The organism is Synechococcus sp. CS-197 (assembly GCF_025128215.1).
GTDB lineage: Bacteria > Cyanobacteriota > Cyanobacteriia > PCC-6307 > Cyanobiaceae > Synechococcus_C.
The window spans coordinates 1-26673 of sequence record NZ_JAHLZC010000020.1 but is presented as its reverse complement, the minus strand read 5'-3'; the positions used below and the strand labels follow the sequence as shown (position 1 = coordinate 26673).

23 protein-coding genes and 2 tRNA genes are annotated in these 26673 nt (G+C 53.7%); 17 read left to right on the top strand and 8 right to left on the bottom strand.

Annotation, left to right across the window (positions count from 1 at the left end; all coding sequences use genetic code 11):
• Window positions 1-9: 9 nt before the first annotated feature.
• Window positions 10-1194, bottom strand: coding sequence for a JmjC domain-containing protein (locus KQ296_RS09055; protein ID WP_083833630.1), 1185 nt, complete (start codon window positions 1192-1194; stop codon window positions 10-12).
• A 109-nt stretch (window positions 1195-1303) separates the two neighbouring features.
• Here KQ296_RS09055 and KQ296_RS09050 point away from each other — a divergent pair, with 109 nt between their 5' ends.
• The 7 genes from KQ296_RS09050 (at window position 1304) to KQ296_RS09020 (ending at window position 10247) form a co-directional block, all read left to right on the top strand.
• Entirely contained in the window at window positions 1304-3022 is a 1719-nt protein-coding gene (locus tag KQ296_RS09050) for a YadA-like family protein (RefSeq protein WP_011932470.1), read from the top strand.
• 5 nt (window positions 3023-3027) lie between these two features.
• Complete coding sequence (locus tag KQ296_RS09045; protein WP_011932469.1) at window positions 3028-5262, top strand: ATP-binding cassette domain-containing protein; 2235 nt, start codon at window positions 3028-3030, stop codon at window positions 5260-5262.
• Complete coding sequence (locus KQ296_RS09040) at window positions 5259-7526, top strand: ATP-binding cassette domain-containing protein (RefSeq protein ID WP_011932468.1); 2268 nt, start codon at window positions 5259-5261, stop codon at window positions 7524-7526. Before KQ296_RS09045 ends, KQ296_RS09040 begins: the two co-directional genes overlap by 4 nt.
• A complete protein-coding gene (locus KQ296_RS09035) occupies window positions 7526-8842 on the top strand; it encodes an HlyD family secretion protein (RefSeq protein WP_011932467.1) in 1317 nt (438 codons plus the stop codon). Before KQ296_RS09040 ends, KQ296_RS09035 begins: the two co-directional genes overlap by 1 nt.
• A gap of 186 nt (window positions 8843-9028) precedes the next feature.
• A complete protein-coding gene (locus KQ296_RS09030; protein ID WP_041428379.1) occupies window positions 9029-9367 on the top strand; it encodes a hypothetical protein in 339 nt (112 codons plus the stop codon).
• A 49-nt stretch (window positions 9368-9416) separates the two neighbouring features.
• Window positions 9417-9758 carry a hypothetical protein gene (locus tag KQ296_RS09025; RefSeq protein WP_011932465.1) on the top strand — a complete coding sequence of 114 codons (342 nt, stop codon included), beginning with the start codon at window positions 9417-9419 and terminating at the stop codon, window positions 9756-9758.
• Window positions 9759-9827: 69 nt separating this feature from the next.
• Window positions 9828-10247, top strand: a complete 420-nt coding sequence (locus tag KQ296_RS09020; RefSeq protein WP_259726456.1) for a hypothetical protein — start codon at window positions 9828-9830, stop codon at window positions 10245-10247.
• Between the two features lie 105 nt (window positions 10248-10352).
• On the opposite strand, the gene KQ296_RS09015 is transcribed toward KQ296_RS09020, so the two are convergent.
• From KQ296_RS09015 to aroQ, 3 genes are all read right to left on the bottom strand, one after another.
• Window positions 10353-10589 (bottom strand): hypothetical protein, encoded by a 237-nt coding sequence (locus KQ296_RS09015; RefSeq protein ID WP_011932463.1) that lies wholly within the window; start codon window positions 10587-10589, stop codon window positions 10353-10355.
• A 569-nt stretch (window positions 10590-11158) separates the two neighbouring features.
• The gene (locus KQ296_RS09010) at window positions 11159-11809 is read right to left on the bottom strand and encodes a tRNA-(ms[2]io[6]A)-hydroxylase (RefSeq protein ID WP_011932462.1); all 651 of its coding nucleotides are present in this window, start codon (window positions 11807-11809) and stop codon (window positions 11159-11161) included.
• The gene (gene aroQ / locus KQ296_RS09005; protein WP_011932461.1) at window positions 11806-12249 is read right to left on the bottom strand and encodes a type II 3-dehydroquinate dehydratase; all 444 of its coding nucleotides are present in this window, start codon (window positions 12247-12249) and stop codon (window positions 11806-11808) included. The genes KQ296_RS09010 and aroQ overlap by 4 nt, the downstream gene beginning before the upstream one ends.
• A 77-nt stretch (window positions 12250-12326) precedes the next feature.
• Between aroQ and KQ296_RS09000 the strand changes: the two genes are divergently transcribed.
• A tRNA-Tyr gene (locus tag KQ296_RS09000) sits at window positions 12327-12408 on the top strand.
• A gap of 10 nt (window positions 12409-12418) precedes the next feature.
• Window positions 12419-12490, top strand: a tRNA-Thr gene (locus tag KQ296_RS08995).
• Here the strand turns inward: KQ296_RS08995 and KQ296_RS08990 are convergent.
• Entirely contained in the window at window positions 12472-13926 is a 1455-nt protein-coding gene (locus KQ296_RS08990) for a glycoside hydrolase family 13 protein (RefSeq protein ID WP_011932460.1), read from the bottom strand. The two genes, KQ296_RS08995 and KQ296_RS08990, sit on opposite strands and share 19 nt — an antisense overlap.
• A 52-nt stretch (window positions 13927-13978) precedes the next feature.
• On the opposite strand from KQ296_RS08990, the gene KQ296_RS08985 reads away from it, so the two are divergent.
• Both KQ296_RS08985 and KQ296_RS08980 read left to right on the top strand, forming a co-directional pair.
• Complete coding sequence (locus KQ296_RS08985; protein WP_011932459.1) at window positions 13979-15484, top strand: glycerol kinase GlpK; 1506 nt, start codon at window positions 13979-13981, stop codon at window positions 15482-15484.
• Window positions 15477-17051: a glycerol-3-phosphate dehydrogenase/oxidase gene (locus KQ296_RS08980; protein WP_011932458.1), complete on the top strand. Its 1575-nt coding sequence runs from the start codon at window positions 15477-15479 to the stop codon at window positions 17049-17051. The genes KQ296_RS08985 and KQ296_RS08980 overlap by 8 nt, the downstream gene beginning before the upstream one ends.
• Window positions 17052-17071: 20 nt before the next feature.
• On the opposite strand, the gene KQ296_RS08975 is transcribed toward KQ296_RS08980, so the two are convergent.
• Window positions 17072-18742 (bottom strand): alpha-amylase family protein, encoded by a 1671-nt coding sequence (locus KQ296_RS08975; protein ID WP_011932457.1) that lies wholly within the window; start codon window positions 18740-18742, stop codon window positions 17072-17074.
• An 87-nt stretch (window positions 18743-18829) separates the two neighbouring features.
• Here KQ296_RS08975 and KQ296_RS08970 point away from each other — a divergent pair, with 87 nt between their 5' ends.
• Together KQ296_RS08970 and KQ296_RS08965 are read left to right on the top strand one after the other, a co-directional pair.
• Window positions 18830-20254, top strand: coding sequence for an aldehyde dehydrogenase family protein (locus KQ296_RS08970; RefSeq protein ID WP_011932456.1), 1425 nt, complete (start codon window positions 18830-18832; stop codon window positions 20252-20254).
• A gap of 78 nt (window positions 20255-20332) precedes the next feature.
• Entirely contained in the window at window positions 20333-21388 is a 1056-nt protein-coding gene (locus KQ296_RS08965) for a LysM peptidoglycan-binding domain-containing protein (RefSeq protein WP_011932455.1), read from the top strand.
• Between the two features lie 8 nt (window positions 21389-21396).
• Here KQ296_RS08965 and KQ296_RS08960 read toward each other — a convergent pair whose 3' ends face one another.
• Both KQ296_RS08960 and KQ296_RS08955 read right to left on the bottom strand, forming a co-directional pair.
• Window positions 21397-22884 (bottom strand): ATP-dependent DNA helicase RecQ, encoded by a 1488-nt coding sequence (locus tag KQ296_RS08960; RefSeq protein ID WP_011932454.1) that lies wholly within the window; start codon window positions 22882-22884, stop codon window positions 21397-21399.
• 42 nt (window positions 22885-22926) lie between these two features.
• Window positions 22927-23970 (bottom strand): hypothetical protein, encoded by a 1044-nt coding sequence (locus tag KQ296_RS08955; RefSeq protein WP_050815913.1) that lies wholly within the window; start codon window positions 23968-23970, stop codon window positions 22927-22929.
• Window positions 23971-24103: 133 nt separating this feature from the next.
• Between KQ296_RS08955 and KQ296_RS08950 the strand changes: the two genes are divergently transcribed.
• Genes KQ296_RS08950 through mtnC form a run of 4 tightly spaced genes read left to right on the top strand, consistent with a single transcriptional unit; the run spans window position 24104 to window position 26516 of the window.
• Complete coding sequence (locus KQ296_RS08950) at window positions 24104-24313, top strand: photosystem I reaction center subunit IV (RefSeq protein ID WP_011932452.1); 210 nt, start codon at window positions 24104-24106, stop codon at window positions 24311-24313.
• A gap of 5 nt (window positions 24314-24318) precedes the next feature.
• Window positions 24319-25170 carry a DNA-formamidopyrimidine glycosylase gene (locus KQ296_RS08945; RefSeq protein ID WP_011932451.1) on the top strand — a complete coding sequence of 284 codons (852 nt, stop codon included), beginning with the start codon at window positions 24319-24321 and terminating at the stop codon, window positions 25168-25170.
• Between the two features lie 3 nt (window positions 25171-25173).
• The gene (gene mtnB / locus KQ296_RS08940) at window positions 25174-25791 is read left to right on the top strand and encodes a methylthioribulose 1-phosphate dehydratase (protein WP_011932450.1); all 618 of its coding nucleotides are present in this window, start codon (window positions 25174-25176) and stop codon (window positions 25789-25791) included.
• Window positions 25758-26516 (top strand): acireductone synthase, encoded by a 759-nt coding sequence (gene mtnC, locus KQ296_RS08935; RefSeq protein ID WP_259726454.1) that lies wholly within the window; start codon window positions 25758-25760, stop codon window positions 26514-26516. Before mtnB ends, mtnC begins: the two co-directional genes overlap by 34 nt.
• The last annotated feature ends 157 nt before the right edge of the window (window positions 26517-26673 follow it).

Genomic DNA, 26673 nt, shown 5'->3' with positions numbered 1-26673 from the left:
TACGATTACTCAGATAGCATTCCGATAGCGACGCAAAATACCACGACGAAGCAACGCTTGAATACAGGCAATATCATTCAAAGAGCATTCATCGCCGCCAGTCAACTCACCTAGAGTAAAAAACTTCTTATGGGACAAGACCTTCAATATGCGATCTGGGTTGGGATGCTTCAGGGTGAAGCCATATCCAGAACTAACAACCCTGAGCCCGCTAACAGCAGGGTAAAAGTAAACAGCTTCTGCGCAGCGTTCAAATGCATCATCAGAGGCGATGCTGCCTGCAGGCCAAGAATCAGCATCTAGACCGCCAACAAAGGATGAAGGCTGGCCAGCACTGAACTCTTTCTCACGGGAACGAAGTGCTTTCTCAATCACATCATCAGTGAAGAGACCAGAAAGCCGGTCGAGCAATTCTTGACGGTAAAAAGACGGATGCTGACGCTTTAAGCCAAGCGGAACAGACGTGCGCAACCCACGGGCCTCAGGAGCAGACGCAGCAATCTCAACAGCGGAGGCAATAAATTCACTCCATTCGAGTGGGTAAAGCCCTACGGTAAGGTGCATGGATTGGCAAGAGATCGTGCGCGCATGATGCACGCATCCACGAGGCAGATACATCACATCACCCTCATCCATCACAACCTCCCGAAAATCAACCGAACTAGCCTGATCGGCACTCAAAATGGGCTGAAAAGTTGATTTGGTTGTTAACGAAGAAAGCTCAGAATCAACAAACCACTGCTTCTGCCCAACCACCTGAAGCGCAAAAATATCATGACTATCAAAGTGAGGAGACAAAGCAACAGACTGGGGAGGTGTCAGGTAAGCATTAACCACACATTGAACGCCAAGCTCTTCAGACAACGAAGAAGCCAAATCCATCAATTGAGACGAAAAACGGTGCACTTCGTTCACAACAATAGAAGCGCCCTCATGAAATCTAGACAATACGTAAGGCTTACACAAATGTCCATCATTAGCCACTATTTTTGGGTCATAATCTTCCACTTGATTAGCAACAAGCCGTAGATAAGGCCTTAAGCCAGGCATGCCGAGGATAGCCTCAAACTCATCAAGCGAAAAACCCATGGCGCCCTTCAAGACACCCGCATAGTGCGCCATCCTTTGCTCGTAAACATCACTTAAAAAGAAATTGACCGACGATTCGCCAATCAAAGAACAAAGGCAATCCATCTGAAAAAAAATGAAACAACAGCAGTCCGGCAGAGGTCAATAATAAATTAACTTTCTCTTAGGACAAGGGGCGGGGAGGGACCTAAGCTACATCCAAATACAACGCACAATGAAAAAAGCGATCGCAGCTTTCGTTTCACTCGGCGCTTTTCTGTCTCCAGCAGCGCGCTCCCAATCCGTTGGTTTTGGAAACGTTACCCCCTTCAACACAGCAAATCCAACTGTTATAAACAGCACTTTCACAGCAATAACTGGTTGGGAACTGAGCTATAGCGACTACACATACCCAACGATTCCAATCGATTCAATTGCGATTGGATCGATGTACAAGCCGGATCATCGTGGTTTTGACAATACGACTGGTCAGTTCACCGGCCTTGTCAATGGAGCTTGCCCAAGTTTCGGCCTGCCTGATCCGCGCTGTGCTCCAACTGCAGCCACACCTCCAGAGCCTCAAGCAGAAGGAAGCATCGCCATTGGACAGAACGCAAAAGTGCTGACCACTGGAACCTCAGTTCCAGAACAAGATGTGACAGCTGGAGAATTTGGCGTTGCGATTGGATCGTCCTCAGAAGTGTCTGGCTACCACGGCGTAGCCGTCGGCCTGCTGTCCCAGGCAAGTGGAATTGCCGCTACCGCCTACGGCCCAGAAGCAAGAGCACAGGGATTGCAGGCCATCGCAGTTGGTGATATTTCCACCGCATCAGGTGACCAGTCAATCGCAATCGGAGCTCTTGCAACTGCAGATTCACCATTCGCAACTGCTCAAGGCTACGCAGCCTCTGCTAAAGCTCAAGCATCAGTCGCCATCGGTGCGGCAAGTACCGCAAGTGGCTTTTTATCCACAGCACTTGGAAGTTTGGCAGAAGCAGCCGACACGGGAGCACTCGCCGTTGGCTCTGAAGCACTTGCATCAGGTTCTGGTTCTGTGGCAGTTGGCTCCCAGAGCATTTCTTCTGGGGTTCGATCCGTAGCACTTGGAACACAGGCTGTGTCATCAGGAACGTCGAGCTTTGCAGCTGGAGATCTTGCAGCTGCAACTGGCGCAGGATCAACTGCAATCGGGCCAGGATCAGCAGCCTTAAGCGACTTTTCAACTGCAATTGGCTTCGAAGCGGTCAGCGATAAGGAGGGTTTAATCGTGATCGGCGGAACAAAAACTACCGAAGTTCAGATCGGTGAACCTGGAAGTCAACTAACGCTTCCTGGACTGGCGAAAGATGGACAGTTCGCAGGGAATAAGTATCAATCAGGAGAGGCTGAGCTTGTAACAGTTGATGAGAATGGCGTTGCGGGCACACAATCATCCAAAGACCTAACGAATGAAATTATTGATACTTATAATAATAAAATGAAGACTGGTAATTTACCATACGCCATAAATTCAACGGGTGCACTCGTCGCTGCCATGAGTGCAGTTCCCACGATGAGTGCCGGTGAAGACGAGCCTGCACGCTGCGGAATCGGAACAGGGGGTATTAGCAACAGCTATGCGTTCGCAGCCGGATGTGCTATCAAAATCAATAATCGGCTCCACTTAAATGGCGCCATTAGTTTCACAGACTCAGTTGATTACTTTAATAACTCAAGTTCTAGTATAGCCGGAAGGATCGGATTTTCTTTCCCACTATTCGTGCAGAAATCAAGCAAAGAGCCATCATCTGAGCAAGCCTCCATCGAAAACTTTAAACGACTCAAAGCTGAAAATAACTCCATAAAAGAAGAAAACAGACTTATTCGCGCAGAATTAGCTCAAATTAAAACTCTCGTCCAGGCCATGCTCGAAAGCAAGACGAATAACATTGCCAAGGATCAAATTAATAAGTAATCTTTATGACAAAGCGGTTGATACGGACTCCGACAGTTCTGCAATTCGAGGCCGCGGAATGCGGCGCAGCATCACTAGCAATTATTCTTGGCTACTACGGGAAGTGGATACCTCTCTCAGAACTGCGATCTGGGCTCGGAGTCTCAAGGGATGGAACAAATGTCTTAAGAATCCGAGATTACGCACAAACATTCGGACTACAAGTCAAAGGAAAAAGATTTTTAATCGATGACCTTGGCAGCCAAAACTTTCCCTTTATCTGCCATTGGGAAAGTGCACATTTTCTTGTCGTAGAAGGGGTTAAAAATGGACAAGTGTACTTATCAGACCCCGCAAGTGGACGGAGAAAGATTGGTCTCGATGATTTCAATCAATCAACTCCAACAAAGATCATGCTTGAGCTCCTACCCACAAAGGATTTCAAACGAGAAGGTCAGGCGCCAAATATATGGAGAGGCTTATATGATCGCCTCAAAAAATACAAGTCTGTTATAGTTTCATTGGTACTTTTAAGCGCTCTCTCGACGGTCCCAAATATTGCGCTGGCATCAATCACATCCACACTGATTGACATTGTATTTATTAAGGGACAAAGAGAATTTTTGAATGGCTTGATGCTCTTAGCTATCATCATGATCAGCTTACTTTTGCCTGGCATAAGGCTTGAAAAAGTAATTTTCAGAAAACTTGGAATCATATTATCGAGGGACATGTCTCTCGGTTTTATTACTCAATTACTGAAGTTACCAATCAGTTTTTTTGAAGCAAGACATGCATCCGAAGTCAATCAACGACTTTCGCTTAATCAGTCAGTCGCCAAAGTTCTTACAAGTACAAATGGTGAAGCAATTGTCAATATTACATCAATGGCTATTTACGCCATATTTCTTCTCTTGATTTCCTGGCCGTTGGCTATTTTTTGCTTTATCATCCAAAGCCTTCAAATAACAATAATTCGTAAAACAGAAAACCAACGAACCGAGAGTGGCATTAAATTATCGCAAGCACAAGGTGAACTTTTTGCCACCACTTATGACACACTGCGTACAATTGAAACTGTGAAATCATCTGCAATTGAGGATCAAATTTTCAGACGATGGACTGGTCAGCACGCAAAATATACGAATGAACTGCAGAGCTTAACGAGAGTCAGCAATCGAATTTCAACATCGGGAAAAATTATTGGTGATTTATTGACAATTGCAATACTGATTGGTGGTGGCCTTCTGGTCATCAATGGATACCTAGCTCTTGGATGGCTCATTTCTTACAGGCAAATATATAGCTCGTTTTCAGCACCTCTGATTGAAATTGCAGATTCCTGGAGCTCAGTTGAACAACTCTTTGGCGATGTCAATAAATTAGATGATGTGTTAACAGAAACACCTGACAGTTATAGTTCAATCGTGAATATCAGTTCTTTGAGCCATGAGAGACCTCAGGCGTCATCATCATCAGTTTCACCAACAACCGTAAAAGGTTTCCCAATCAAATTGACGGATCTGCATTTCAGCTTTGGAGGTGCCATCCAGGATGTTGTTGATGGAATTAATTTAGAAATTCCCACCGGTTCAAGACTAGGCATGGTGGGTTCAACTGGATGTGGAAAATCAACACTTATGAGGCTCATTGCAGGCATTTACAAACCAACCTCAGGAGCAATTCACTACGACAACAAGAATCTTAGTGATTTTGGGGTGAATCATTGGCATGAATCAGTTTCTTATGTCACGCAATTCTCACCTCTACTTCCAGGAAGCATCCTTGATAATATTAGGCTGTTCAATCAACATTACTCCAAGGCTGATGTCATTGGAGCCTGTCAAGCAGCATGCATTCACGATGACATTCTGCTAATGCCTGACGGTTATGAAACAATGACTGATCAAGCAAATTTCAAACTCAGTGGCGGTCAACGACAACGATTAAATATTGCACGAGCCTTGGTTAGAGAACCCAAGGTACTACTCCTTGATGAGGCCACAAGTGCCCTTGACGCACGCACAGAAGAGAAAATTGTTAGTCACTTAAATGATTTAAATTGCACACAAATAGTTATTGCTCATCGACTCAACACAATCGTTAGCTGTAACCAAATCATTTATTTAGACAGTGGACATATAGTTGAACAAGGTACCCATAGAGAATTGCTGCTCAAAAAGGGAGCTTATTCAGCACTCGTTGATTTTAAACCTAATCAAACCAATGTCGTAACAGGGGGAGGCGTAAAATTCGCATGACTCAAAACAACATTGATTTAAATTTAGATATTCAAAAGGCTTACGAAGAGTCACTCGAAGAGCTCAGCTCGGTCTTGAAAGTGCACCGGGATACATCTTCTAGAATCGAAGATCTCGTTGCTAACGATGCATGTTCAGTATCGCTCTTAAAATGTTTAGACTCCATTTTCAAAGAGCTATCGGATAATAGGAGTGTTTACCCACAAGTATCCTCTAAAGGCCATCAGCTTATTATCGATTTCTGTGAGGCCAATGATCTTCAATGGAGAAAAATCAAATTAACCCCTGGATGGCCAACCAGGGATTCGGGCACAATTCTTGGCTTCACATCAGAGCAAATTGACCCCTGCCTCTTCAAGTGGAGACGCAATCAGTCACCTCCGTGCTACGAGGCTGAATCGCCTCTTCTATCCAAAAATATCCTAATTAACAGCAAGAATAAAGATCAATTTATTGACCATGGATATCTTTTCTATACGACACTTCGCAACCATGACAGAGTCTACCTGAACCAACTGTGGCAGATCATAAAAAGTTCTTTATTGGGCAACTTATTTGTACTTATTGCAATTTCTCTTGGAATTTCTCTCATAGGTTTAGCGCCAAGTTTTCTGCTTTCTCAAATTATTGGTAGCGCAATTCCCAACGCATCTATATCCTTATTACTTCAATATGCTGCCGTTCTCGTCTCAGCATTGTTAACTGGCAATCTATTGAATTTAGTGCGAAATGAATCTGTGCTCCGGATTCAAAGTGTCATCGCATTGAGATTAGGTCCTGCCCTTTGGGATCGCATTCTACGATTACCTGTGTCACATTTAAATCAGTTTACATCTTCTGAGCTAATTGAAAGGACTCAGGCTATTGCAGAAGTTCAAAGCGTGCTAAGTGGCCAAACATTAATCGCAATTATTGATGGCCTTCTTTCAATTGTCAACATCGGGTTGATGATTTATTACTCTAAAGATCTAACTTTAATCGCCCTAATTGTCACCGTCTTGTTGGCAATTATTGCCATTACAGCCATACGCGCAACCATCAAATTGCAAATTAAACGCTTTCAATACGAATCCAAGGTCACTGGTCTTACGCAAGGAATTCTAAGTTCAATAGAGTCACTGAGAACAACAGCGAGCGAAGCTTTTTTGATACGAGAGTGGGCAAAATTATTTGGAGCCGAGCAAAAAGTTGACTATAGTATTGATACTATCAATGAACGGTCATCTGTTATCTCCGAGGGTATTGGCCAATCACTAAGTATTATTATACTTCTTTTTACGGCCTATGTTTTGTTTAGTCCTGGTCAAGCCAGTCAAACACTGAGCTTGGCAAATCTTTTGGGATTTAATTCCGCTATGGGTGTTTTTCTTGGTGCGGCATTATCTCTCATTGGCACAATTGTTGTTGTGCAGCAACAAGTGACCTTTCTCTGGAACAGGCTTTCCAGTGTACTTTCGCATGATGTTGAAACAGGCACTAAGTTTCAAGTCATCACCAAGCCAGTGCAGTCGATTCAGGTACGCGACCTTAGATTTACGTATCCAAATTCGAATCGAGAAATCCTTAAAGGGGTGAATCTTAATATTGAACCTGGTGAACATGTAGCCCTAGTCGGAACATCGGGTTCCGGAAAATCAACGCTAATCAGATTGCTTTTGGGCTTCGAAACAATCCAGTCAGGCTTTATAAGTTACGACCACCAAGATCTTAAAAAAATTTCCTTGCCCTCACTTCGAAAATTTATTGGCGCTGTACTACAAGATATAGAATTATTATCCGGAACGATAGGCGACAATATAAAAGCTGGTAAAAATATAAGCGAAGATGAAATATGGGTTGCATTAAACAACGCGGCTATTGGAGATAAAGTGAAGGATTTGCCACTGAAACTTTCAACACCGGTAACCAGTGGTGGAGCAAACATGTCTGGAGGCGAAAGACAACGTATCATGCTTGCCCGAGCATTCGCACAGAAGCCCTCGATTTTGATCATGGACGAAGCGACAAGTGCTCTCGACAACGTCTCTCAGTCCATCGTCGAGAACGCCATTGCAACGATGAGCTGCACACGAATAACTATTGCTCACAGACTCAACACCATCAAAACGGCCGATCGCATCTTAATGATGGATAAAGGTGTAGTCGTTGAATCAGGTAGTTATGATGAGCTCGTTAGTAAACAATCAGCATTTTGGTCACTCGTGAGATCACAATTAGATGCTGAAGCGAGCATTCAAAAAACAAAGCGATCCAACTCTTTCTAATGTCTGATCCAACAGGTTTTCTAAATTCGCCGGCGGTTCATGATGGATCCGATGAAGCAGCATCGATAACGTCAAGCTCTGATCGGCTATGGATCGCTTCCCTTTCCGGGTTCACTTTAATCGTATTATTTTGGGCATTTCTAGGTCGCATTCCTGAAACTGTTCCAGGGAAAGGCTTATTGATTGGTCCAGGAAATATTTTAAGAGTCTTCAGTGAGGCTGATGGTACAGTTAAATCAGTCAATGTGAAGAATGGAGACCGTGTTAAGCCGGGAGATACTCTAGTAAAGCTACAAATACCCGATCTAGAGTTAAATGTTAGCAATAGTCAAAACCTAATCAATAAGCTTGACAATACATACATGACTCTCAATAAAGGGAGCAATCAACTGCTAAACATCCAAAAAGAAGATGTATCAGAGCAAATTGAGGTAATTAATCGGCAAATTTCCATACGCCAGAATCAAGCAAATAACTACAAGAAGTTTTTGGAAAACTCGCAGAATCTACGTGAAGAAGGTGGAATCAGCGAGCAAGACGTTTTGTCGGCGGAAAGAAATTATTCCTCCCAACTCGAATCCATCGAATCGCTACAGATCGAAAAACTTAAATTATTAGAAAACAAAAAACAGCTCAACCTTCAAAATCAAGAGCAAAGGTTGTCGAGAAATTTAGACTTTATTGAAAAACGTTCGCAGGCCACTCTAGAGCTCAATAGACTGAAGCGAGTTGGGGATATTCAAGCAACAGCAAAAGGGACTGTATTCGGTTTATCGTTGCTTCCAGGTGATCTAATTCAAACGAACCAACTCATTGCAACTCTGGTCTTTGATGCACAAAAAGGGTTGATGATGGAGGACAGCAACTCAAGTGAACGTCAAAAAGGTCTTACCTCCGCCTATGCGCCCAATACCGCAGTGATTTTCTTTCGCAATGCGGACAGTCATCTCCTAAAACCAGGCGATGAACTGTCGTTAACTCCCGAAGGATTTAGCCAAGAGGAATTTGGTGGGATTCGTGGTGAACTTGTTTCTATATCCACGCTTCCCTCAAGTCGAGAGAACTTAATTGCCACAACAGGTTCGTCGGTTCAGGCGGAGCAACTCATCCAACAAGGATTGATTTATTCCGGCGTTGCCAGACTGGACATCAATCCAAACACACAGTCTGGCTATGACTGGACTGGAGGAAACGGACCAAAAACACCCATTACGTTTGGTTCATCATTGAATGTTAATGCAACACTACGCTATAGAGCCCCTGCAAGCTACATATTCCCATTTCTCCGTGAATGGACGGGTCTCTTAAGGCTCTAAACTCACATTTGGTCTTATCTTTAATGGCAACTTAATTTTTTTTAATCAATCAACGCGTTATGATAACAGAGTTGCATTTATGCATCTATAAAACCAATGTATTTAACTATGCATTGGTTGGGTCAAAATCTAGTCTGTCAAGACTATTTTTTTGATCAACAACACCACACTCACTCAACGATTTCAATGGGCTGCCCCAACATCGAAAAGCTCAAGAGCTTCATCGACTCCATGAGCTCTGATCAGCATGAAGCTTTCTTGAATCTCAATGAGAACGATCGTATCTCTAAGCTGCATGAGGTTGGTATTGATCTGACAGAGGCTGACAAATCTGAAATGATTCAATACCTCGTAGAGCATCTCACAACCACTACTGATGATGAACTAATGGCAGCAGCCGGTGGTGAAAAGGCAAAAGCTAAGACGGCTGTTGCAGTTGCTACTATCGCCACTGCAGGAACTGTTACTGCTGCCACAATTGGAGCAGGCGCCACACTTGGCAAAGCAGCCATCGAGGCGAGCTGATTTGGTTTTGATTTCTTGATTTCCCACCACCCTATTATCCATTTAAAACATGGCTTGCCCCAATATCGATAAGCTCAAGAGTTTCATCGACTCTATGAGCTCTGATCAGCATGAAGCTTTCTTGAATCTCAATGAGAACGATCGTATCTCCAAGCTGCATGAAGCTGGGATTGATCTGACAGAAGCCGACAAAGCTGAGATGATTCAATATCTTGTAGAGCATCTCACAACCACTACTGATGATGAACTAATGGCTGCAGCCGGCGGCGAGATCGCTAAAGCTGCCGTAGCAGCAGCTTCAATCAAAGCAGGAGGCGCTGTAGCCACTGCCGCAATTGGAGCAGGTGCCACACTGGGCGCAGCAGCCATTAAAAAGAACAGCAACAGCTAACGTCACCTTGATGTATTCAGAAAGACCCAGCACATGGGGCTATCTCCAAGCAGATGCCTCACTTGGCTAATGGCCGTAGAGGCCAATTACTTATTTTTTAATTTCTTAAATTTCCCATCACTTTATTGTCGATTCAAAATTATGGCTTGCCCCAACATTGAAAAGCTCAAGAGCTTCATTGATTCCATGAGCTCTGATCAGCATGAAGCTTTCATCAACCTCAATGAGAGCGATCGCATCTCTAAACTGCATGAAGCTGGTATTGATATCACAGAAGCTGACAAAGCTGAGATGATTCAATTTCTTGTAGAGCATCTCACAACCACTACTGATGATGAATTAATGGCTGCAGCCGGTGGTGAAAAGGCAAAAGCCAAGGCGGCAGTTGCAGCTGCTACTATCGTTACCGCAGGAACTGTAACTGCTGCCACAATTGGAGCAGGTGCCACACTTGGATCTGCAGCTATCAATGCAAATGCAAAAAAATGAGGCCCGTTTATAAAAGTTGTAAAAGCCCCAGCACTTGGGGCTTTTTTATTGGATAAAAATTCTATTTTGTAACATCATTCCAGACCATAAGGCTTCGGTACATCCTCAGGCCACAAGAAGCAAACGAGTATCCACCGAAGACCTCAGCTCCTTCTCTCGGCGGCCGCGAGGGGTCCCCACGGAATCTGGGTCGCCAAGAAGCCAGGCTGCCTCCAAATCGGCACATCGGCTAATCAGATCGCGCACCAGGGGGTTGGCCTTCAAGCCTTCCCACTGCTCATCAGTGGTGCCATTGCGCAGCGCTTGCAGGGAGTCGGCAACAGCTGTTACGGGGTCAGACACGCGACAAACAACGGTGACTGGGTCAATCCTAGAACTGCCACTCGATCACTGGCACATCTCTTCAGACTTCTTTTGGACGCGAGTGGCGAACCATTGCGAAGCAGCGACCTCGTCCCCGAAGAACTGCAAACAGAAGGCTTTGGCGAGGCGCGCAAGCCGTCCACCCGGAAGCGGCCGAAAGAAGCCACAAAAGACTTCATAATCCCGAGGACAATCAATAACAATCTTCATCTCTCGCAAAATCAAGAGATGGCTGGTTCACAGGCCTTCACAAGGTAATGACTTATTGACATTCACTCGTCTCAACAGCGCAGCCGAGGAATGATGTTCATAACAAAGAGGCATAGGAGAATCCATGGCTCGTCGTCGCACCCTTCCAAGACCTGCAACAAACAGCACCCAGACTCTCTACGAGCTGTTGATTGCAGTCGGAGTTTGTATCACCTTTGCTGGCATCTTCAGCACGAGCTACCTGGCCATCCTGGAAGGAGCCAGAGCCCCCTTCCAGGCTTGGATCACTGGCAGCACATTTTTCTAAAACCCAACAAAATCGATCAGATCTTGAGGCGTTAGGCGATCACACCAACTGAGTGCATGCGCACGTCCTCAGGGCAGCTCAGATTCCCTTTCAGTGCATCAACCTCTGCAGCGGCCAACTGCTCGAGCCGAGGAATGATCACATCGCGCGAATAGCGCTGCTCACACAGCACCCAATAGAGACCGAAGTGACGCGCTTCACTCTTTAAAAGGCCTCCGTAGAGCTCTCTCAAACCCGGATCCGGACTGTTTTGGGCCAGCAACGCCATGCGTTCGTGGCTTCGGGCCTCAATCAAGCCTGCGATCAAGAAGGAATCCAGCATGCGCTCGGGCTCTCCCCGGCGCACCTGCTTGGCCAGAAGGGCTCCATAGGCAGGAGAACGAAGTGGTTCTAGATAGCGGCCACGGGATTTGAGGAGCGCAAGCACTTGCTCAAAATGCTCCAGCTCTTCCCGCGCCAAAGGGCTGAGAACTTCGCCCAGTCCTGGTTCACAGAGATAGCGGAACATCAATTGAACCGCCGATCCCGCTGCCTTGCGCTCGCAATGGGCATGGTCGATCAACACCTCCATGGGCCTGGCATTGGCCTGTTCAACCCAGCGCTCACTCGTGGGAGCTGCCAACCAGCGGATCGAGGCAATCGATGAATCTGAGCGGTTCACCGTTGAACTGGCGTGGCTCATGCCTCCACTCCCCTGAGGTGGTTCACCAAGCCATCAAAAGCCATGTCGTAACTGAAGGCGCCGAATCCACACACCACACCCAGGGCACGGTCGGCGAGATGGGAGTGGTGCCGGAAGGACTCGCGGGCATGAATGTTGCTCAGATGCACTTCCACGAATGGAATCGCCACCCCCAGCAGAGCGTCGCGCAGGGCGATGGACGTGTGGGTGTAAGCACCGGCATTGATCAGGATTCCGTCGACCGAGCCCATCGCCTGATGGACCCGTTCCACCAACGCTCCCTCGAAATTGCTTTGAAACGTTTCGAGTTGCACCTCTGCCTCCGAGGCCCTATCTCTCAAACGCAGTTCTATGTCCGACAGCGTCTGGTGCCCGTAAAGCCCAGGCTCCCGCTGACCCAGCAGGTTGATGTTGGGGCCATTGAGCAGCAGCAGACGCATCACCCGCAGGAACGCTGGGACCCGATCGTATCGACCACCCAGGTCAGGTGGGCTGGTAAGTTCTTCCGGTGTGGTTCGGGTCGGTGCCCGAGTGGTTAATGGGGGCGGACTGTAAATCCGCTGGCTCTGCCTACGTTGGTTCAAATCCAACCCGGCCCATCCACCACATGCCCTTGTAGCTCAGCGGTAGAGCACTCCCTTGGTAAGGGAGAGGTCTCGAGTTCAAGTCTCGACAAGGGCTTCAATTCCTTCTCCAGGCACCGAGGAGAACACAACAGCTGACTGGGGGGCCAGCACGCCTTCGCTGGCATGAAACGTGCCGGCCTCCCAGAGAACACTGTCGACGTTCTCCGGGCACGCGAGGCGACAACGGCGGCTGCGGTTGATCAGCACCGACACCGTGGGGCTGTGGCGAGACCGCCCCAGCAATCCCTCGTCTCCCTGCACGCACCAGGTCCAGCCGTCAGCGATGGGGCCAGCAAGGGAGCGTCTTAAACCCAACAGGTCCTTCACCATTGGCTGCAGGTCCTGAGGGACAGGTCCTGACCAGGGATAGGCCTCACGGCACCCGGGCTCTGGGCCTCCGCTCAACCCCACCTCCGTGCCGTAGTAGAGGCAGGGTGCTCCAGGTTGGAGGCACAACAGGAGCAACGCCAGTCGCAGTGCTTTGGCGTCACCCCGCAGGGTGTGTAGAGCCCTGGGAACGTCATGACTGTCGAGCAGGTTGAGCTGGCTGCGGTTCACCTCGGGGGAATACCAACCCAAGGTCTGGTTCAAACAGGCAATCCACTGCTCACCATTCAGGCGGTTGAGCGGATACATCGGGTTGCGATCGCTTGGCCTCAACCTGGCACCAGCAGCCCAACAGAGACTGCTCCAGCCCAGGCGGTAATTCATCACGCCATCAAACTGATCGCCCTGCAACCAGGGGCGGGCGTCTCCCCAGATCTCGCCAACGATCCAGGCGTTGGGGTTGACGGCCTTCACCATGCGGCGGAAATCAACCCAGAACCCATGGGGAACCTCATCGGGCACATCCAAGCGCCAGCCATCGATACCGCGTTCAAGCCAGTACCGCCCCGCCGCCAGCAGATGGTCATGCACCGCCGGATTGGCGTGGTTGAACTTGGGTAGTGCCGGATCATTCCACCAGCAGCTGTAACCGCAAGACTGTCCTTTGCGGGGGTAAGGGATCAGGGGCCAGCGATGCACGGTGAACCAGTCCCGGTAAGGGGACGATGGGCCGTTCTCAAGCAGGTGGTGAAAGGCCCAGAAGCCGCGGCCGCAGTGATTGAACACGCCATCGAGGATCAGACGCATGCCGCGGCCATGCAGCGCTCTGATCAAGGCATCCAGAGCAGCATCCCCACCCAGAAGAGGATCCACCTGGAAATAGTCGTAGGCGTGATAACGGTGGTTGGCCGCTGAACTGAACACAGGGGTGAGATACAGACAGGTGACCCCCAGCTCCTGCAGATGATCGAGAGCCTCGATCACGCCGTAAAGATCCCCCCCCTGAAACCCCTGCTGCTGAGGGCTGGTGCCCCAGGGCTGCAAGACGAGGCTGGATTGCGCCTTCACCCTGCCGCTGCGCCGGAAGCGATCGGGAAAAATCTGATACACCACGGCTTCAGACACCCAAGCGGGCGTGCTCACCGTTGCGACATCCCGCAGCATGACCTTTGCAGCCGGGCATCACCACCGCTAGCACTGAAAAAACAGGAGTGCCATGGTTCGTTCGCCCCTCCTGCTGGCACTGGATCAAGGCACCAGCAGTTCACGCGCTGTTTTGTTTGACGAGCAGGGACAGGCGGTGGCCAGCGCCTCTGCCCCCTTGAACATCCACTACCCCGCCGATGGCTGGGTCGAACAGACGCCAATGGAGATCTGGGCCAGTCAGCGCCAGGCGATGGCGCGTCTGGAGCAGACGATCAGCGCAGAGCAACGCCAGGCGGTGGTGGCCTGTGGCATCACCAATCAGCGCGAAACCACCATCCTTTGGCGCCGCAGCGACGGCGCTCCCTGCGGACCCGCCCTGGTCTGGCAGGACGGGCGCACCGCCGATGTGTGCGCAGCCTGGAAAAGGGAGGGACTGGAACGGGACTGGCGGACACGCACAGGCCTGATGCTCGACCCCTACTTCAGCGCCAGCAAGATCCAATGGCTGCTCCAAAACCACGACGAAGCCTCCAGAGCAGCCGCCCAGGGAGACCTCTGCTTCGGGACGGTGGAAAGCTGGTTGCTGTGGCACCTGAGCGGGGCCCGTCGCCACTGCTCGGACATGAGCAATGCCAGTCGCACCCTGCTCATGGATCTTGAGCAACGCCAATGGGTACCTGCGTTTTGTGACCACATCGGGCTCCCCAGCAACGCCCTGCCTGATCTGGTGCCCTGTCGCGGCGACTTCGGAACGATCGCCAGCGACTGCCCCTTCGCCGGAGTGCCGATCTGTGCACTCCTGGGCGACCAGCAGGCGGCAACACTCGGACAACTCTGTTTGGAACCAGGAGAAGCCAAATGCACCTACGGAACCGGTGCTTTCCTGGTGATCAACACCGGGAGCGAAATCAAGCGCAGTGACGCTGGGCTGCTGAGCACCCTCGGCTGGACCGATGACCAGGGCACTCCCACGTACTGCCTGGAGGGCAGCCTTTTCAATGCCGGCACCGTCGTGCAGTGGCTGCGTGATGGCTTGGAGATCATTGATTCAGCCGAGGAGGTGAACCGCCTGGCCCTCACCGTTGACGACGCTGCGGGGGTGATGCTCGTCCCAGCCTTCACCGGCTGGGGCACCCCCCATTGGGATCCCCAGGCCCGCGGCCTGCTGATGGGCCTCACCCGCGACAGCCGGCGGGGACACATCGCCCGAGCCGCGCTCGAGGGAATTGCTCTCTCCGTGGCGGGGTTGGTTCGACTGGCCGAGCAGGCCAGCGGCCATGAACTGGGTGAACTGGCCGTCGATGGCGGTGCTGCCGCTTCAGATCCCCTGCTTCAGGCCCAAGCCGACAGCACAGGGCTGCGCGTGCGGCGCCCTTCCCAATTGGAGAGCACCGCACGGGGCGTCGCCTTGCTGGCAGGCCTTCAGTGCGATGTGGTTTCCGATCTGCAAAGCCTTCTTCCCCAGCGTGAGCAGAACACCCAACTGTTCATGCCTCGCCTTGATCTTGATCAGCGACAGACCTGGTTGCGACGCTGGGATGACGCCGTTTCACGGAGCCTCCATTGGCATGAATGACACAGGCTTCGATCTCCTGGTGATCGGCGGAGGTGCCAGCGGTGCCTGCGTTGCCTACGAGGGCGTGCGCCGCGGCCTGCGTGTGGCCTTGCTGGAGGGCCATGACCTGGGAGGTGGCACCAGTTGCCGCAGCACCAAGTTGCTGCACGGAGGGGTTCGCTACCTCGAGCTTGCGTTCAAAACCGCCGACACAGCGCAGCTGCGCTTGGTGAGGGAAGCCTTGCTGGAGCGCGGTCACTGGCTCCAGCAAGCTCCCTTTTTGGCCAAACGCCTCGAACTGGCCCTGCCCACAGACGGAGTGATCGGCCAGGCCTACTACCGCCTCGGGCTTGGCCTTTACGACGCACTCTCGGGCCGCTCAGGGATTGGAAGCAGTCGCCTGCTGTCAAGCCAACAGCTGCGCCATGCCCTGCCCGCCCTTCGAGACGACATCACCCGAGGTGTGGCCTACAGCGACGGGCAGTTTGATGATGCGCGCCTCAACCTGCTGATGGCACTCACCGCGGAGCAAGCGGGCGCGGTCGTGCGCACCCGCACGCGGGTTGTCGCTCTGGAAACCGACAGCAGCGGCAGGCTCTGCGGTGCGATCAGTGAAAGCGCCAGCGGGCAGAACGAGCGCTGGCAGGCGAAGGTGGTTGTGAATGCCACTGGGATTCACTCCGACACGATTCGGAGAATGGCTGATCCCTCCTGCGAGGAGAGGATGCTCACCAGCCGGGGCATTCACCTCGTGCTCAAGCAAACCCTTTGCCCAGAGGGGGTCGGCCTGCTGCTCCCGTCCACCGATGACGGGCGGGTGCTGTTCATGCTTCCGTTCTTCGGGCGAACCCTGGTGGGCACCACCGACACCCCCTGCCCCCAAGAGCAAGCCTCCGTTCCAGCGGAAAACGAAGTGAAGTACCTCCTGGATTACGTGCAGCGCTGGTTTCCTGCACGCGACCCCGTTGATGTGGGCAGCTGCTGGGCCGGGGGACGCCCCCTGCTGAAGCCGGCCGGTGCCGATGTGAACAGCAGCCGTGTTGTGCGTGAGCACGAGGTGGAAACCCTGGCCTGCGGGCTGGTGAGTGTGATGGGAGGCAAGTGGACCACCTGCCGGCCCATGGCCATCGACACCCTCCAAGCGGTGGAGCAGCAGCTCGGACACACCCTCAAAGCGCCTGGGGCACTGCCTCTGATCGGAAGCGCCCCCGATCCCCTGCAAACGCCTGCTCTGCTCCAGACCCAACACGCTTCTCTGGAATCACTGTTGCCAGACACGCCTCAGCGCTCGCAGCAGATTGCCCATCTCCAGGCCAACCACGGGCTTGCAGCAGCACAGTGGGTGTCGAGCTGGTCGAACGACGACCGACAGCCCCTCAGCGAGGTGATTCCTGTCTGCCGGGGTGAGCTTCGCCATGCGATCACCCATGAGCATGCGCGCGGCGTCACGGATGTGCTCTGCCGGCGCACACGCCTGGGCATGGTGGATCAGCAGGATGCCGAGCGACTGCGCCCGAACGTGAGCGAACTGCTGGCGCAGGCTGGCCACGGCGGTGCTGATGCGGAGGCCCTGGATCTGTCCCGCTGACTGCGGTCCCCAGCCACCCGTCAGCTGTCCTGCAACCCGTCGCTCTGCTCTTCAACCTCACCCAGCAACCACCAGTTGAAGCCGTGGGCTGGCAGGTACACAAACCAGTTCGCTGAGGCGGGTGGGTACTCACACCCCCACATCACTTCCCGGGTTCTCTCTCCCTCCCAGCGGCTGAGATCGAGTTGCAGAGATGCTCCTGCTGCAGAGAGATTGGCCGCAACCAACACGGTCATCCTTCCGTCGCAGCGCACGTAGCTGAGCACACTGGGATGCACGCTGGGAAGCAACTCGAAATCACCATGGCGCAACGCCGGCAGCAACCGACGGCAGGTGAGCATGCGCCGATGCCAGTTGAGCAGTGATCCCGGGAGTTGCTTCTGCACCTCCACATTCACCACTCGGTAGTCGTATCCAGGCGCTGTGATGGGCGGCAACACCAGCAAAGGATCAGGGGCCGACGAGAAACCTCCATTGCGGGCTGGTGTCCAAGCCATCGGCGTGCGGTTGGGATCCCGGTCTCGCAAGCCAGGCCAATCCCCCATGCCGAGCTCGTCGCCGTAATAAAGACAAGGCATCCCCGGCAAGCTGTAAAGCAAACCGTGCAGTACACGATTCGACCCCGGGTCGCCGTTGAGCAGAGGCGCCAGGCGTCGATTGATCCCCCAGTTGAGCCAGTGGCCCTGGCCCTGATGAAGCCCAGCACGAATGATCTGGATCACCTCCTCGGGAATCAGATGACCGTCTCCAAGCCAGAGTTCGTCGTGGTTACGCAGGGGTAAGGCCCAGCGACATCCACAAACAGCGTCCTGGGCATCCTGAAGACACTGACGCAGATGCTCCGTGGATCCGCTGGCAATGGCTGCGAACAGATGCGCTGTGAGAACAAAGTTGAAAGCACCATGCAGCTCATCGTCGGCGAGGTATGGAGCAGCCTCCTTCACCGGTTGGATCGCCTCGGCAAGGAGCAGCACATCGCGGCCATGGGAATCCACCCGCTCCCGCAACCGCTTCAAAAAGGCATGGGTTTCCGGCAAACCCTCGCAACGGGAATTCTCCTCTTCGCAGAGAAAGGGCACCGCATCCAAACGGAAACCATCGACGCCGCGCTCGATCCAGAAATCCACCACCTCAAGCATCTCCTCCTGCACCAGGGGATTGGCGTAATTGAGGTCGGGCTGATGACGCAGGAAGCGGTGAAGGTAATACTGCCCCGCGACGTCATCCCATTCCCAATTGGATGATTCGAAATGGCGGAACAGCACGGGAGCATCCGCATAGCGATGGGGATCGTCGCTCCAGACGTACACCTCTCGCTCCGGCGTTCCCTGCGGCGCCCAACGCGCTCTCTGAAACCAGGGGTGAAGCGTGCTGGTGTGATTCAGCACCAAATCCATCACCACCTTCAAACCCTGTCCATGGGCTGCGGTGAGAAAGCGATGAAAGGCCGCCAGATCGCCCAGATCTGGATGGATCGCCTTGAAATCAGTGATGTCATACCCACCGTCCTGCAGGGGGGATGGGTAAACCGGAGTGAGCCAGATCGCTTCCACCCCAAGCCAGCGCAGATAGGGCAACCGACTCGCTAATCCCTGCAGATCTCCCACGCCATCGCCGTTGCCATCGGCATAGCTGCGCACGATCAGTTGGTAGATCACGGCGCCGTTCCACCACGGCTGCTGCTTCGGCATCCGATTGATGCTTTCTCACTCCGTGGTAATGACGACGGAGGCTTCCGTCATCCCCTTCGCAATAGATGCAGGGGAAGACCTGCAAACATGCAACGGTCGCAGGGAACCGTGATGGTTCAGATCGCCGAGAGCAGCCCCTTCTCAGCTACAGATCTCGATGCGCTGCGCGCGCCCGTGGTGACAGGGACAAGCCGTCCAGAAGCCTGGCGTCGTCTCCAGCTGGATCGCTTGCATGCTCTCGTCTGTGGCCACGAGCAGGAGGTGTTGGACGCGCTCCACCAGGACCTCCTCAAGCCTCCTCTCGAGGGGATGGCCGAGGTGGTGTCCCTGCTGCAGGAATTGAAGCTGGCCCGGCGGAACCTGCGCCGGTGGATGCGCCCTCAATCGATTCGGGTCCCGCTCGTGCAACAGCCCGGACGTGCCCAGCTGATCCGGGAACCACTGGGCTGCGTGCTTCTCATCGGTCCCTGGAATCTGCCCTTCAGTCTCACGTTCTGGCCTTTGGTCAGTGCCCTGGCCGCGGGGAACACGGCCGTGATCAAGCCTTCTGAGCAGGCGCCGGCTACGGCTGAGTTGATTGAACGGCTGGTTCCTCTCTACTTTCCCGCTGATGTGGTTCGGGTCGTCAACGGGGACTCCCGCGTGGCGGCGGATCTGGTCAGGCTCCGCTTTGACCACATCTTTTTCACAGGAGGAGGGCGGATTGGAGCCAAAGTGCTCGAAGGGGCAGCGGCCAATCTCACGCCGGTGACCCTGGAGCTGGGGGGCAAGAACCCTGCGGTGGTGATTCCAGGGGCTGATCTCGCGGTCACAGCAAGGCGCTTGATCTGGGGAAAGGGATTCAACGCTGGACAAGCCTGTGTGGCTCCCGATCACATCCTGGTGGAGCAAAGCCTGAGGGAGCCACTCCTTCAGGCCATGACCGACCAGCGGCGTGCGCTCTATGGAGCCAACCCAGTGCAGTCAGAGCACTTGGCGTCACTGATTTCAGAACGTCATTACCAACGCTTGGCAGGCCTGCTCGACACAGCACGGTCTGAAGGCCGCGTGCTGCTTGGAGGGGAATGTGATGCAACCCAGCGCAGGATTGCCCCAACACTGATCAGCATCCAAGACGACAGTGACCCACTGATGGCCGATGAACTGTTCGGCCCTCTGCTGCCGATGATTGAAATTCCCGATTTCAAAGCGGCCATCACCCGTCTTCAACAGCAGGACAAACCCCTTGCCATTTATCTATTTGGTGGAGATCCCAGTGAGCAAGACCAACTGCTGCACTCCACGAGCTCCGGCACCGTCTGTTTCAACGACGTCATCCTTCAGGCGGGTGTGCCAGGGCTTCCCTTCGGTGGCGTCGGAGCCAGTGGCATGGGCACCCACCATGGCGAGGCTGGATTCCGCACGTTTTCACATGAACGCTCGGTGCTGAAACGGCCGTTCTGGCTCGATCTGCCGCAGCGCTATCCGCCCTACACCTTGAAGCCGGAAACATTCCGTCGCCTCTTGAGCTGAGTTTCTCTGACGAGCGGATGAAGCAGGGCTGGCGTCCCGCGGGAGGCACCTTATGGTTCGCCCAGCCGCCGGAGACGTATGCGCCGCACCCTCTTAACACTCCTCGCCCTCATCGCCCTGTCCCCCCTTCCATCAGGCGCTGCGAATGTGACCGTGAAAGCCGGAGAAACGCTTTCCGACATCGCGGCTCGCTACGGAGTGTCCGTGGGCCGTTTGATGCGCGAGAACGGACTTCGCGACTCCAACCATGTGGAAGCGGGGCAGACCCTGCGTCTTCCAAGCGGCGCCGCGGCAGGCGTCACGGCCGGTAAGGGTCGGCACACGGTGCGCTCTGGAGACACACTCAGTGGGATCGCTGTGCAGTACGGCGTGAGCGAGCGCCAGCTGATGACGCTGAACGGCCTCGCCAGTGCCGATCATGTGGAACGGGGTCAGACACTCAAATTACCCAGCAACGCTGTACTGCCAAAACCAAAAACAGCCAGCAAACCCAAGCGCAAGCCTGTGCCGGTGAAGGCTGATCCCAACGCCACCAGCCACACCGTGGCCCGAGGCCAAACCCTCACGCAGATCGCCAAGGCCTATGAGATTCCTGTGGCTTCTCTGGTGAGCATCAATGCCATTGAGGACCCCAACCAGGTGACCGTTGGCACCAAGCTGATGCTTCGAGCCAGCGCCACGCAACCCGTCACCGCAGTGGCCAGTAACGACCAGCCTCAACGTGCCGCTGTCCCCAAGAGCAACGAGCAACCCAAGCCAACAGCAACGGTCAAACCCCAGCCCACAGCTACAGCTACAGCCAAGCCCAAGCCCAAGCCCGCAGCCAAGGTCCAGCCGGTGACCACAGCCAAGGCCAACGCAGCGAAAACAGCCCTTGCCAGTCAACCGAACAAAGCGAACTGGAAGACCTACGGCCCTCTTCAGGTGGACTGGGCGAACTGGCAGTTAATGGGAGGCAGTGACGTCGCACCAACATTGAATAGCGATGGACAGTCGCTTTATGTGGCCGTGAACTGCTCGGCTGGAAAGATCAACGTGACGGGCGCTAACGGAAACTGGAAGACCTGGATTGCGCCCCAGTCGAACTTCGAACGCGATTTGTTGAAGGACCGCTGCAAATCCGCGAAGGGCTGAGCGAGGGTTCAGGCCGCGTAGTGAAGAGGCCATGGGCGATGCATGAAGCGTCGTCCGCTCTCTCTGATGTAAAGCCGCTGGTTGCCGTCATCACTCTCCTGAATCAGTTCTTCCTGAACCAGACGTCTGGCGAGCCATCCCCAGTGGGCTGACGGTCCCTCTTCGCTGTTCAAGACATCGCTCAGCCGTCTGGCATCGGTTCCGCAGTCCTCCGCGAGCTTCTCCAAGAGGATTTGGGCTTCATCCGACCAGTTCTGCCGACGACACTCCATCTGACATCGGTCGCAGCGACCGCAAGGTGGCACCAGCTCACCGACAGACAGCAAGAGTGCTTGCTCCCGGCACCCTTCTCCCTCGGCCACAGCCTCCATCCGCCGCAACTGCCGCTGAGCCAAGGCAACGCGATGGGCTTCGTCGGTGTTGTCTTGGCTTTTTGTGCGGCGTAGAGAGGCTTGCATCGCCCAGCCGAGGGTGGTGCGATCAGCAGGGGAGAACAACACCAAGCAATGGGCCGGCAATCCATCACGACCAGCGCGACCAGATTCCTGCAGATAACCCTCAGGGGTGCTCGGCAGATCGAGGTGAAGCACCAAGCCCACATCGGAGCGATCCACGCCCATTCCGAACGCGACCGTGGCCACCAGCACGGGACCATCGCTGCCAAGAAAATGCTCAAGAGCTCGCAGTCGAACGTCCGGGTCAAGCCCAGCGTGGTAAGCGATGGCCTCAATGCCAGTGGAGCGGAGCCTCTCAGCCCAGTGCTCCACCGAGCGACGGGTCCGGGCATAGATCAGAGAAGCGCCTCTGGCTTGGTGAATGGCTGCAACCACCTCCTGGAGGGGATCTTTCACACGCCTGCGCATGGCGTAATGCAGATTGGTCCGACGGGCCGATCCCACCTGAATCAGTGGACGGCGAAGATGCAACAAGCGGAGGATGTCGGCGCGAACGCGAGGCGCCGCTGTGGCGCTCAGTGCCACCATCGGCACCCCTGGGCAAAGTTCTCTCAGCTGCCCCAGCCGTCGGTAATCAGGGCGGAAGTCATGGCCCCAGGCACTAATGCAATGGGCTTCATCAACAGCCAGCGCAACAACCTGACCCGACGCCGTCTGCTCCTGCAAGAGAGAACGGGTTGCCTCCCCCTGGAGCCGCTCCGGTGCCAGATAAAGAAGCCTGAGAGTTCCGGCCTCAGCTTGTTCAAGAATGCGGCGACGCTCCTCGAGCTCGATCCCTCCGTGCAAGCAGGCTGCTGCAATCCCCCGACGGCGTAGCTGGAGAACCTGATCCTCCATCAGAGCCACCAGCGGTGAGATCACGACCACCAAGCCAGAGCGCACAAGAGCCGGAAGTTGATAGCAGAGCGACTTGCCACCACCGGTTGGGAGCACCACAAGGCAATCCTTGCCTGCCAGAAGACACTCCACGACGGGACGCTGGCCCGATCGAAAGGATGACCATCCGTAATAACGCTGCAGCGCCGTCAGCAGCAAATCCACGACACACCACAGGTGGTGTGTCCACCATACCGAGCGCCAGATCTAGAGAACAGGTGGGTCCAGCTGATCGGGTGATTCCTCAACCAATTGCAAGCGAACCCGCTTGCCGCCAGCCAGTTCCCCCAGGGAGACGCGCATGGTGGCTCCACTCAGGCTCTGCAGCGCGGACAGCACATCTCTTAGATAAGGCGTGCTGCTACCGCTCTCCACCCACAGCCGCTCCTGAAGACCGCCGAGCCGGCGCCAGGAGGTGTGCAGCTTGAGCACGGCGGACTCCAGGGCATGGGCCTGACCGACGGCATCCGCGAGGAGCCCAAGCGCATCAAGCCTCTGGGCTTCCTGCATCGCTTTCTCAAGATCCAGCTCACCTTGTTGAAACGCACGCACGGCCTCTCCCGATTCCGTGGCCTTGGTGATCCATCGCGCTGTGTGGGTGACGTCTTTGATGCGATCGAGCTCTGGTTCGTCGCGAAGAACCTTGCGCAGATCCTCTTGCTGGGGCTCTGGAAGCTTGGAGAGTTCCCGCACCAGGGGCGCCACAGCTTTGGGAGGCAGAAGGTTCTGCTGCGTCCTCTCCCTGATCTCCTCTGGCAGGAGAGGACTTGTCGCTGCCGTGAACTCGTCGGCCAGCCGTCGCACCTGCTTCCGCGTAATTTCCTGTCCTTCATTGGCGGCTTCGGAGATCATCAATTGCACCTCCGGCTCTGCCAGGGAGGTTTCCATGAAGGCTCTCTTTGAGAACTGATTCACGCTGGAGGGCTCCAAAACACCCTCTCCGAGCATCTGCTCAGCCGATTCCGCCAGTTGGATGAGGCCGTAAGCCCGCGTCTTGCTGATCTCACGTTCTCGAAGCCACTGCAGAAACCCCGCACCCCGTCCCTCACCACCGCGCTTTTCGCGATCACGCACAGCCTTGAGAATTCGTCCTCTCCAGATCTCGGTCTGCAGGTCGAACTTGTCGCACACCGTCCATGCCTCCTCCAGCCGAGCCAGAAACTCCATGGTGCTGATGTCGTCCTGCTCCGGATCGGGCAGATCGAGCTCCAACATTGGAGGTTCAGGGGACGAGGGCAACACGAACCGCATCACAACAGAGGTTGGATGCTGCCATGCCACCCGCCGGAGCAGGTGAAACCTCACGAAGACATTGTGTGACGCATCAGCAACGGGGTGCCGACACCGAGATACGCTCCTGATGCATCCCAGTTTCAGCGCAGCGATGGCGATCTCCCGCGGTGACATGGTGCGCATCAAGCGCCCCGAGTCCTACTGGTACAACGAAGTCGGCAAAGTGGCTTCCATCGATACCTCCGGCATTCGTTATCCGGTTGTGGTTCGCTTCGAGCAGGTGAACTACAACGGCATCTCCGGTTCCGAAGGCGGCATCAATACGAACAACTTCGCTGAATCGGAACTCGAGCCAGCCTGAGTCCGTTGCCGGAACTTCCGGAAGTTGAGACGGTTCGCCGAGGATTAGCGAATCGTCTCCAGTCGTTCGTGATTGACGACATCGAGGTTCTTCGTGACCGCGCAGTCGCGAGTCCAGGAGGACCGCAGGCTCTGCGCCTTGGTCTGCGTGGGCAAAAGGTCGGTGCCTGGAGCCGACGAGGGAAGTACCTGGTCGCGCAGCTCCACGATCCGCAAACGGGACATTGCAACGGTGTGTGGGGTGTTCATCTGCGCATGACGGGGCAATTTCAATGGCACCCAACACCAACTGAACCCTGCCGTCACACACGCGTTCGCCTCTGGAATACCGCTGGCGAGGAACTGCGGTTTGTCGATCTGCGCAGTTTTGGGGAAATGTGGTTTGTGCCCCAGAACGTTTCGATCGACGCTGTGATGACAGGGCTCCAACGGTTGGGTCCTGAGCCCTTCAGTGAAGAGTTCAACGCAACCTACTTAGAACAAAAACTGAAGGGGTCAACGCGATCGATCAAGGCCGCTCTTTTGGATCAAGCGGTGGTAGCTGGCGCTGGCAACATCTATGCCGACGAAAGCCTCTTTGCAGCGGGCATTGCCCCCCATCGCAAGGCGGGTGAACTCAACCTCCCTGAACTGGAACGCTTGTGCACATGCCTGGTGGATGTGCTCGAAATGAGCATCGGAGCCGGAGGGACGACCTTCAGTGATTTTCGCGACCTCGAAGGTGTGAATGGCAACTATGGGGGCCAGGCATCGGTCTATCGGCGAACAGGCCAACCCTGCCTGGCTTGCGGCACTCCTATCGAACGGCAACGCCTCGGAGGACGCAGCACCCACTGGTGTCCTGTCTGCCAACGTTGAACCATGCGACAGCACGCTTACAGACAGCGATTGATCAACACCATCCGCAACTTTCACAACCGCGGGTGGTGTGACGGCACCGGCGGAAATTTCAGCGTCGTAGCTGAACAAGATCCACTGAAACTGATCATGGCTCCCAGCGGCGTTGACAAGGGATCCTTAAATGCAACAGATCTGATTGAAGTCAATGGTCACGGAGAGGTGATCAATGGCGAAGGGAAGGCCAGTGCAGAAACATTGATGCATCTGCAAATCGTCAAACAGTGCTCTGCAGGAGCTGTTCTGCACACCCATTCAGTGAATGGAACTCTCCTTTCCAGCTTGCATCAGGCAGCTGGTCACTTAGAACTGGAGGGCTGGGAGATGCTGAAGGGGCTGTCAGGCATCAGCACCCACGACACAACAGTTGAGCTGCCGATCATCAAAAACAATCAGGATTTAGAGGTCCTAAGCAAACAAGCAAGCCACTTCTTAAAGGAAGCACCCTCAGGCTTGCTGGTCGCAGGTCATGGCCTTTACGCATGGGGGGAGGATCTTTTTCAAGCCCAGCGGCATACTGAAATCATTGAATTCCTGCTTGAGCTTTCATGGAGACAACATCTACTCAACAGAACACTGTGATAAAAGCCATTGTTCTTGATATCGAAGGGACAACATGCCCTGTCACTTTTGTGTCACAGACGCTGTTCCCCTTTGCACGCCGACAACTCTCAAAAACAATTTGCAGCGAGAACCGACCATCCAATGTGACAGCGGCAATCGAAGAGGCCATTGCCGAATGGAAGAATGATCCCGAATCCAAAAGCCAAGCACTCTTACTTCGGGCAAGCAATCAGAACCAACCGACATCAGAGGACATCATTCACTATTTCGACCATCTCATACAAAATGATCGAAAATCAACGGCACTGAAGGAGCTCCAAGGAATCATATGGGAGCAAGGCTATGCCGCTGGCGAACTCCAGTCTCCTTTATATGGAGACGTCGTTCCTGCTCTCAATGCATGGACACAGCAAGGAATCACACTCGCCGTGTATTCATCGGGGAGTGTCAAAGCACAACAGTTGCTCTATGCCCACACAACCGACGGAGATATCACCAATCGATTCAGCCAATGGTTTGACACGCGCACAGGGCCAAAGCTCAATGCAGATAGCTATCGAATCATTAGTCAATCCATTGGCCTCAAGCCAGCATCAATTCTCTTTGTGAGCGATCACCCTAGAGAATGCGATGCGGCAGCCGAAGCAGGAATGGAAACCCGATTTTGCTTGCGCGAAGGCAATCCATTTAGCGATGGCGGTGATCATCAAATGATCCACAATCTGGGCGAGATCAAACTCTGAGCTTGGCTCTGGATCAAAGCCACAAAAAAAGCCACCCCTACCGGGATGGCTTTCTTTGGATCACGTCCGTGATCAGAATGTTTTACCTGGCATCGAGCTATTTTCTCAGGGGGCTACCCCCCAAATATCGTCGCCGCTGCTGCGTTTCACAACCGAG

Excerpts from the sequence above, each read along its gene's own strand:
- KQ296_RS09055 (WP_083833630.1), bottom strand. The coding sequence starts at position 1,194 with ATGGATTGCCTTTGTTCTTTGATTGGCGAATCGTCGGTCAATTTCTTT.
- KQ296_RS09050 (WP_011932470.1), top strand. The coding sequence starts at position 1,304 with ATGAAAAAAGCGATCGCAGCTTTCGTTTCACTCGGCGCTTTTCTGTCT.
- KQ296_RS09045 (WP_011932469.1), top strand. The coding sequence starts at position 3,028 with ATGACAAAGCGGTTGATACGGACTCCGACAGTTCTGCAATTCGAGGCC.
- KQ296_RS09040 (WP_011932468.1), top strand. The coding sequence starts at position 5,259 with ATGACTCAAAACAACATTGATTTAAATTTAGATATTCAAAAGGCTTAC.
- KQ296_RS09035 (WP_011932467.1), top strand. The coding sequence starts at position 7,526 with ATGTCTGATCCAACAGGTTTTCTAAATTCGCCGGCGGTTCATGATGGA.
- KQ296_RS09030 (WP_041428379.1), top strand. The coding sequence starts at position 9,029 with ATGGGCTGCCCCAACATCGAAAAGCTCAAGAGCTTCATCGACTCCATG.
- KQ296_RS09025 (WP_011932465.1), top strand. The coding sequence starts at position 9,417 with ATGGCTTGCCCCAATATCGATAAGCTCAAGAGTTTCATCGACTCTATG.
- KQ296_RS09020 (WP_259726456.1), top strand. The coding sequence starts at position 9,828 with ATGGCCGTAGAGGCCAATTACTTATTTTTTAATTTCTTAAATTTCCCA.
- KQ296_RS09010 (WP_011932462.1), bottom strand. The coding sequence starts at position 11,809 with ATGAGCCACGCCAGTTCAACGGTGAACCGCTCAGATTCATCGATTGCC.
- aroQ (WP_011932461.1), bottom strand. The coding sequence starts at position 12,249 with ATGCGTCTGCTGCTGCTCAATGGCCCCAACATCAACCTGCTGGGTCAG.
- KQ296_RS08990 (WP_011932460.1), bottom strand. The coding sequence starts at position 13,926 with ATGCTGCGGGATGTCGCAACGGTGAGCACGCCCGCTTGGGTGTCTGAA.
- KQ296_RS08985 (WP_011932459.1), top strand. The coding sequence starts at position 13,979 with ATGGTTCGTTCGCCCCTCCTGCTGGCACTGGATCAAGGCACCAGCAGT.
- KQ296_RS08980 (WP_011932458.1), top strand. The coding sequence starts at position 15,477 with ATGAATGACACAGGCTTCGATCTCCTGGTGATCGGCGGAGGTGCCAGC.
- KQ296_RS08975 (WP_011932457.1), bottom strand. The coding sequence starts at position 18,742 with ATGCCGAAGCAGCAGCCGTGGTGGAACGGCGCCGTGATCTACCAACTG.
- KQ296_RS08970 (WP_011932456.1), top strand. The coding sequence starts at position 18,830 with ATGCAACGGTCGCAGGGAACCGTGATGGTTCAGATCGCCGAGAGCAGC.
- KQ296_RS08965 (WP_011932455.1), top strand. The coding sequence starts at position 20,333 with ATGCGCCGCACCCTCTTAACACTCCTCGCCCTCATCGCCCTGTCCCCC.
- KQ296_RS08955 (WP_050815913.1), bottom strand. The coding sequence starts at position 23,970 with ATGCGGTTCGTGTTGCCCTCGTCCCCTGAACCTCCAATGTTGGAGCTC.
- KQ296_RS08950 (WP_011932452.1), top strand. The coding sequence starts at position 24,104 with ATGGCGATCTCCCGCGGTGACATGGTGCGCATCAAGCGCCCCGAGTCC.
- mtnB (WP_011932450.1), top strand. The coding sequence starts at position 25,174 with ATGCGACAGCACGCTTACAGACAGCGATTGATCAACACCATCCGCAAC.
- mtnC (WP_259726454.1), top strand. The coding sequence starts at position 25,758 with ATGGAGACAACATCTACTCAACAGAACACTGTGATAAAAGCCATTGTT.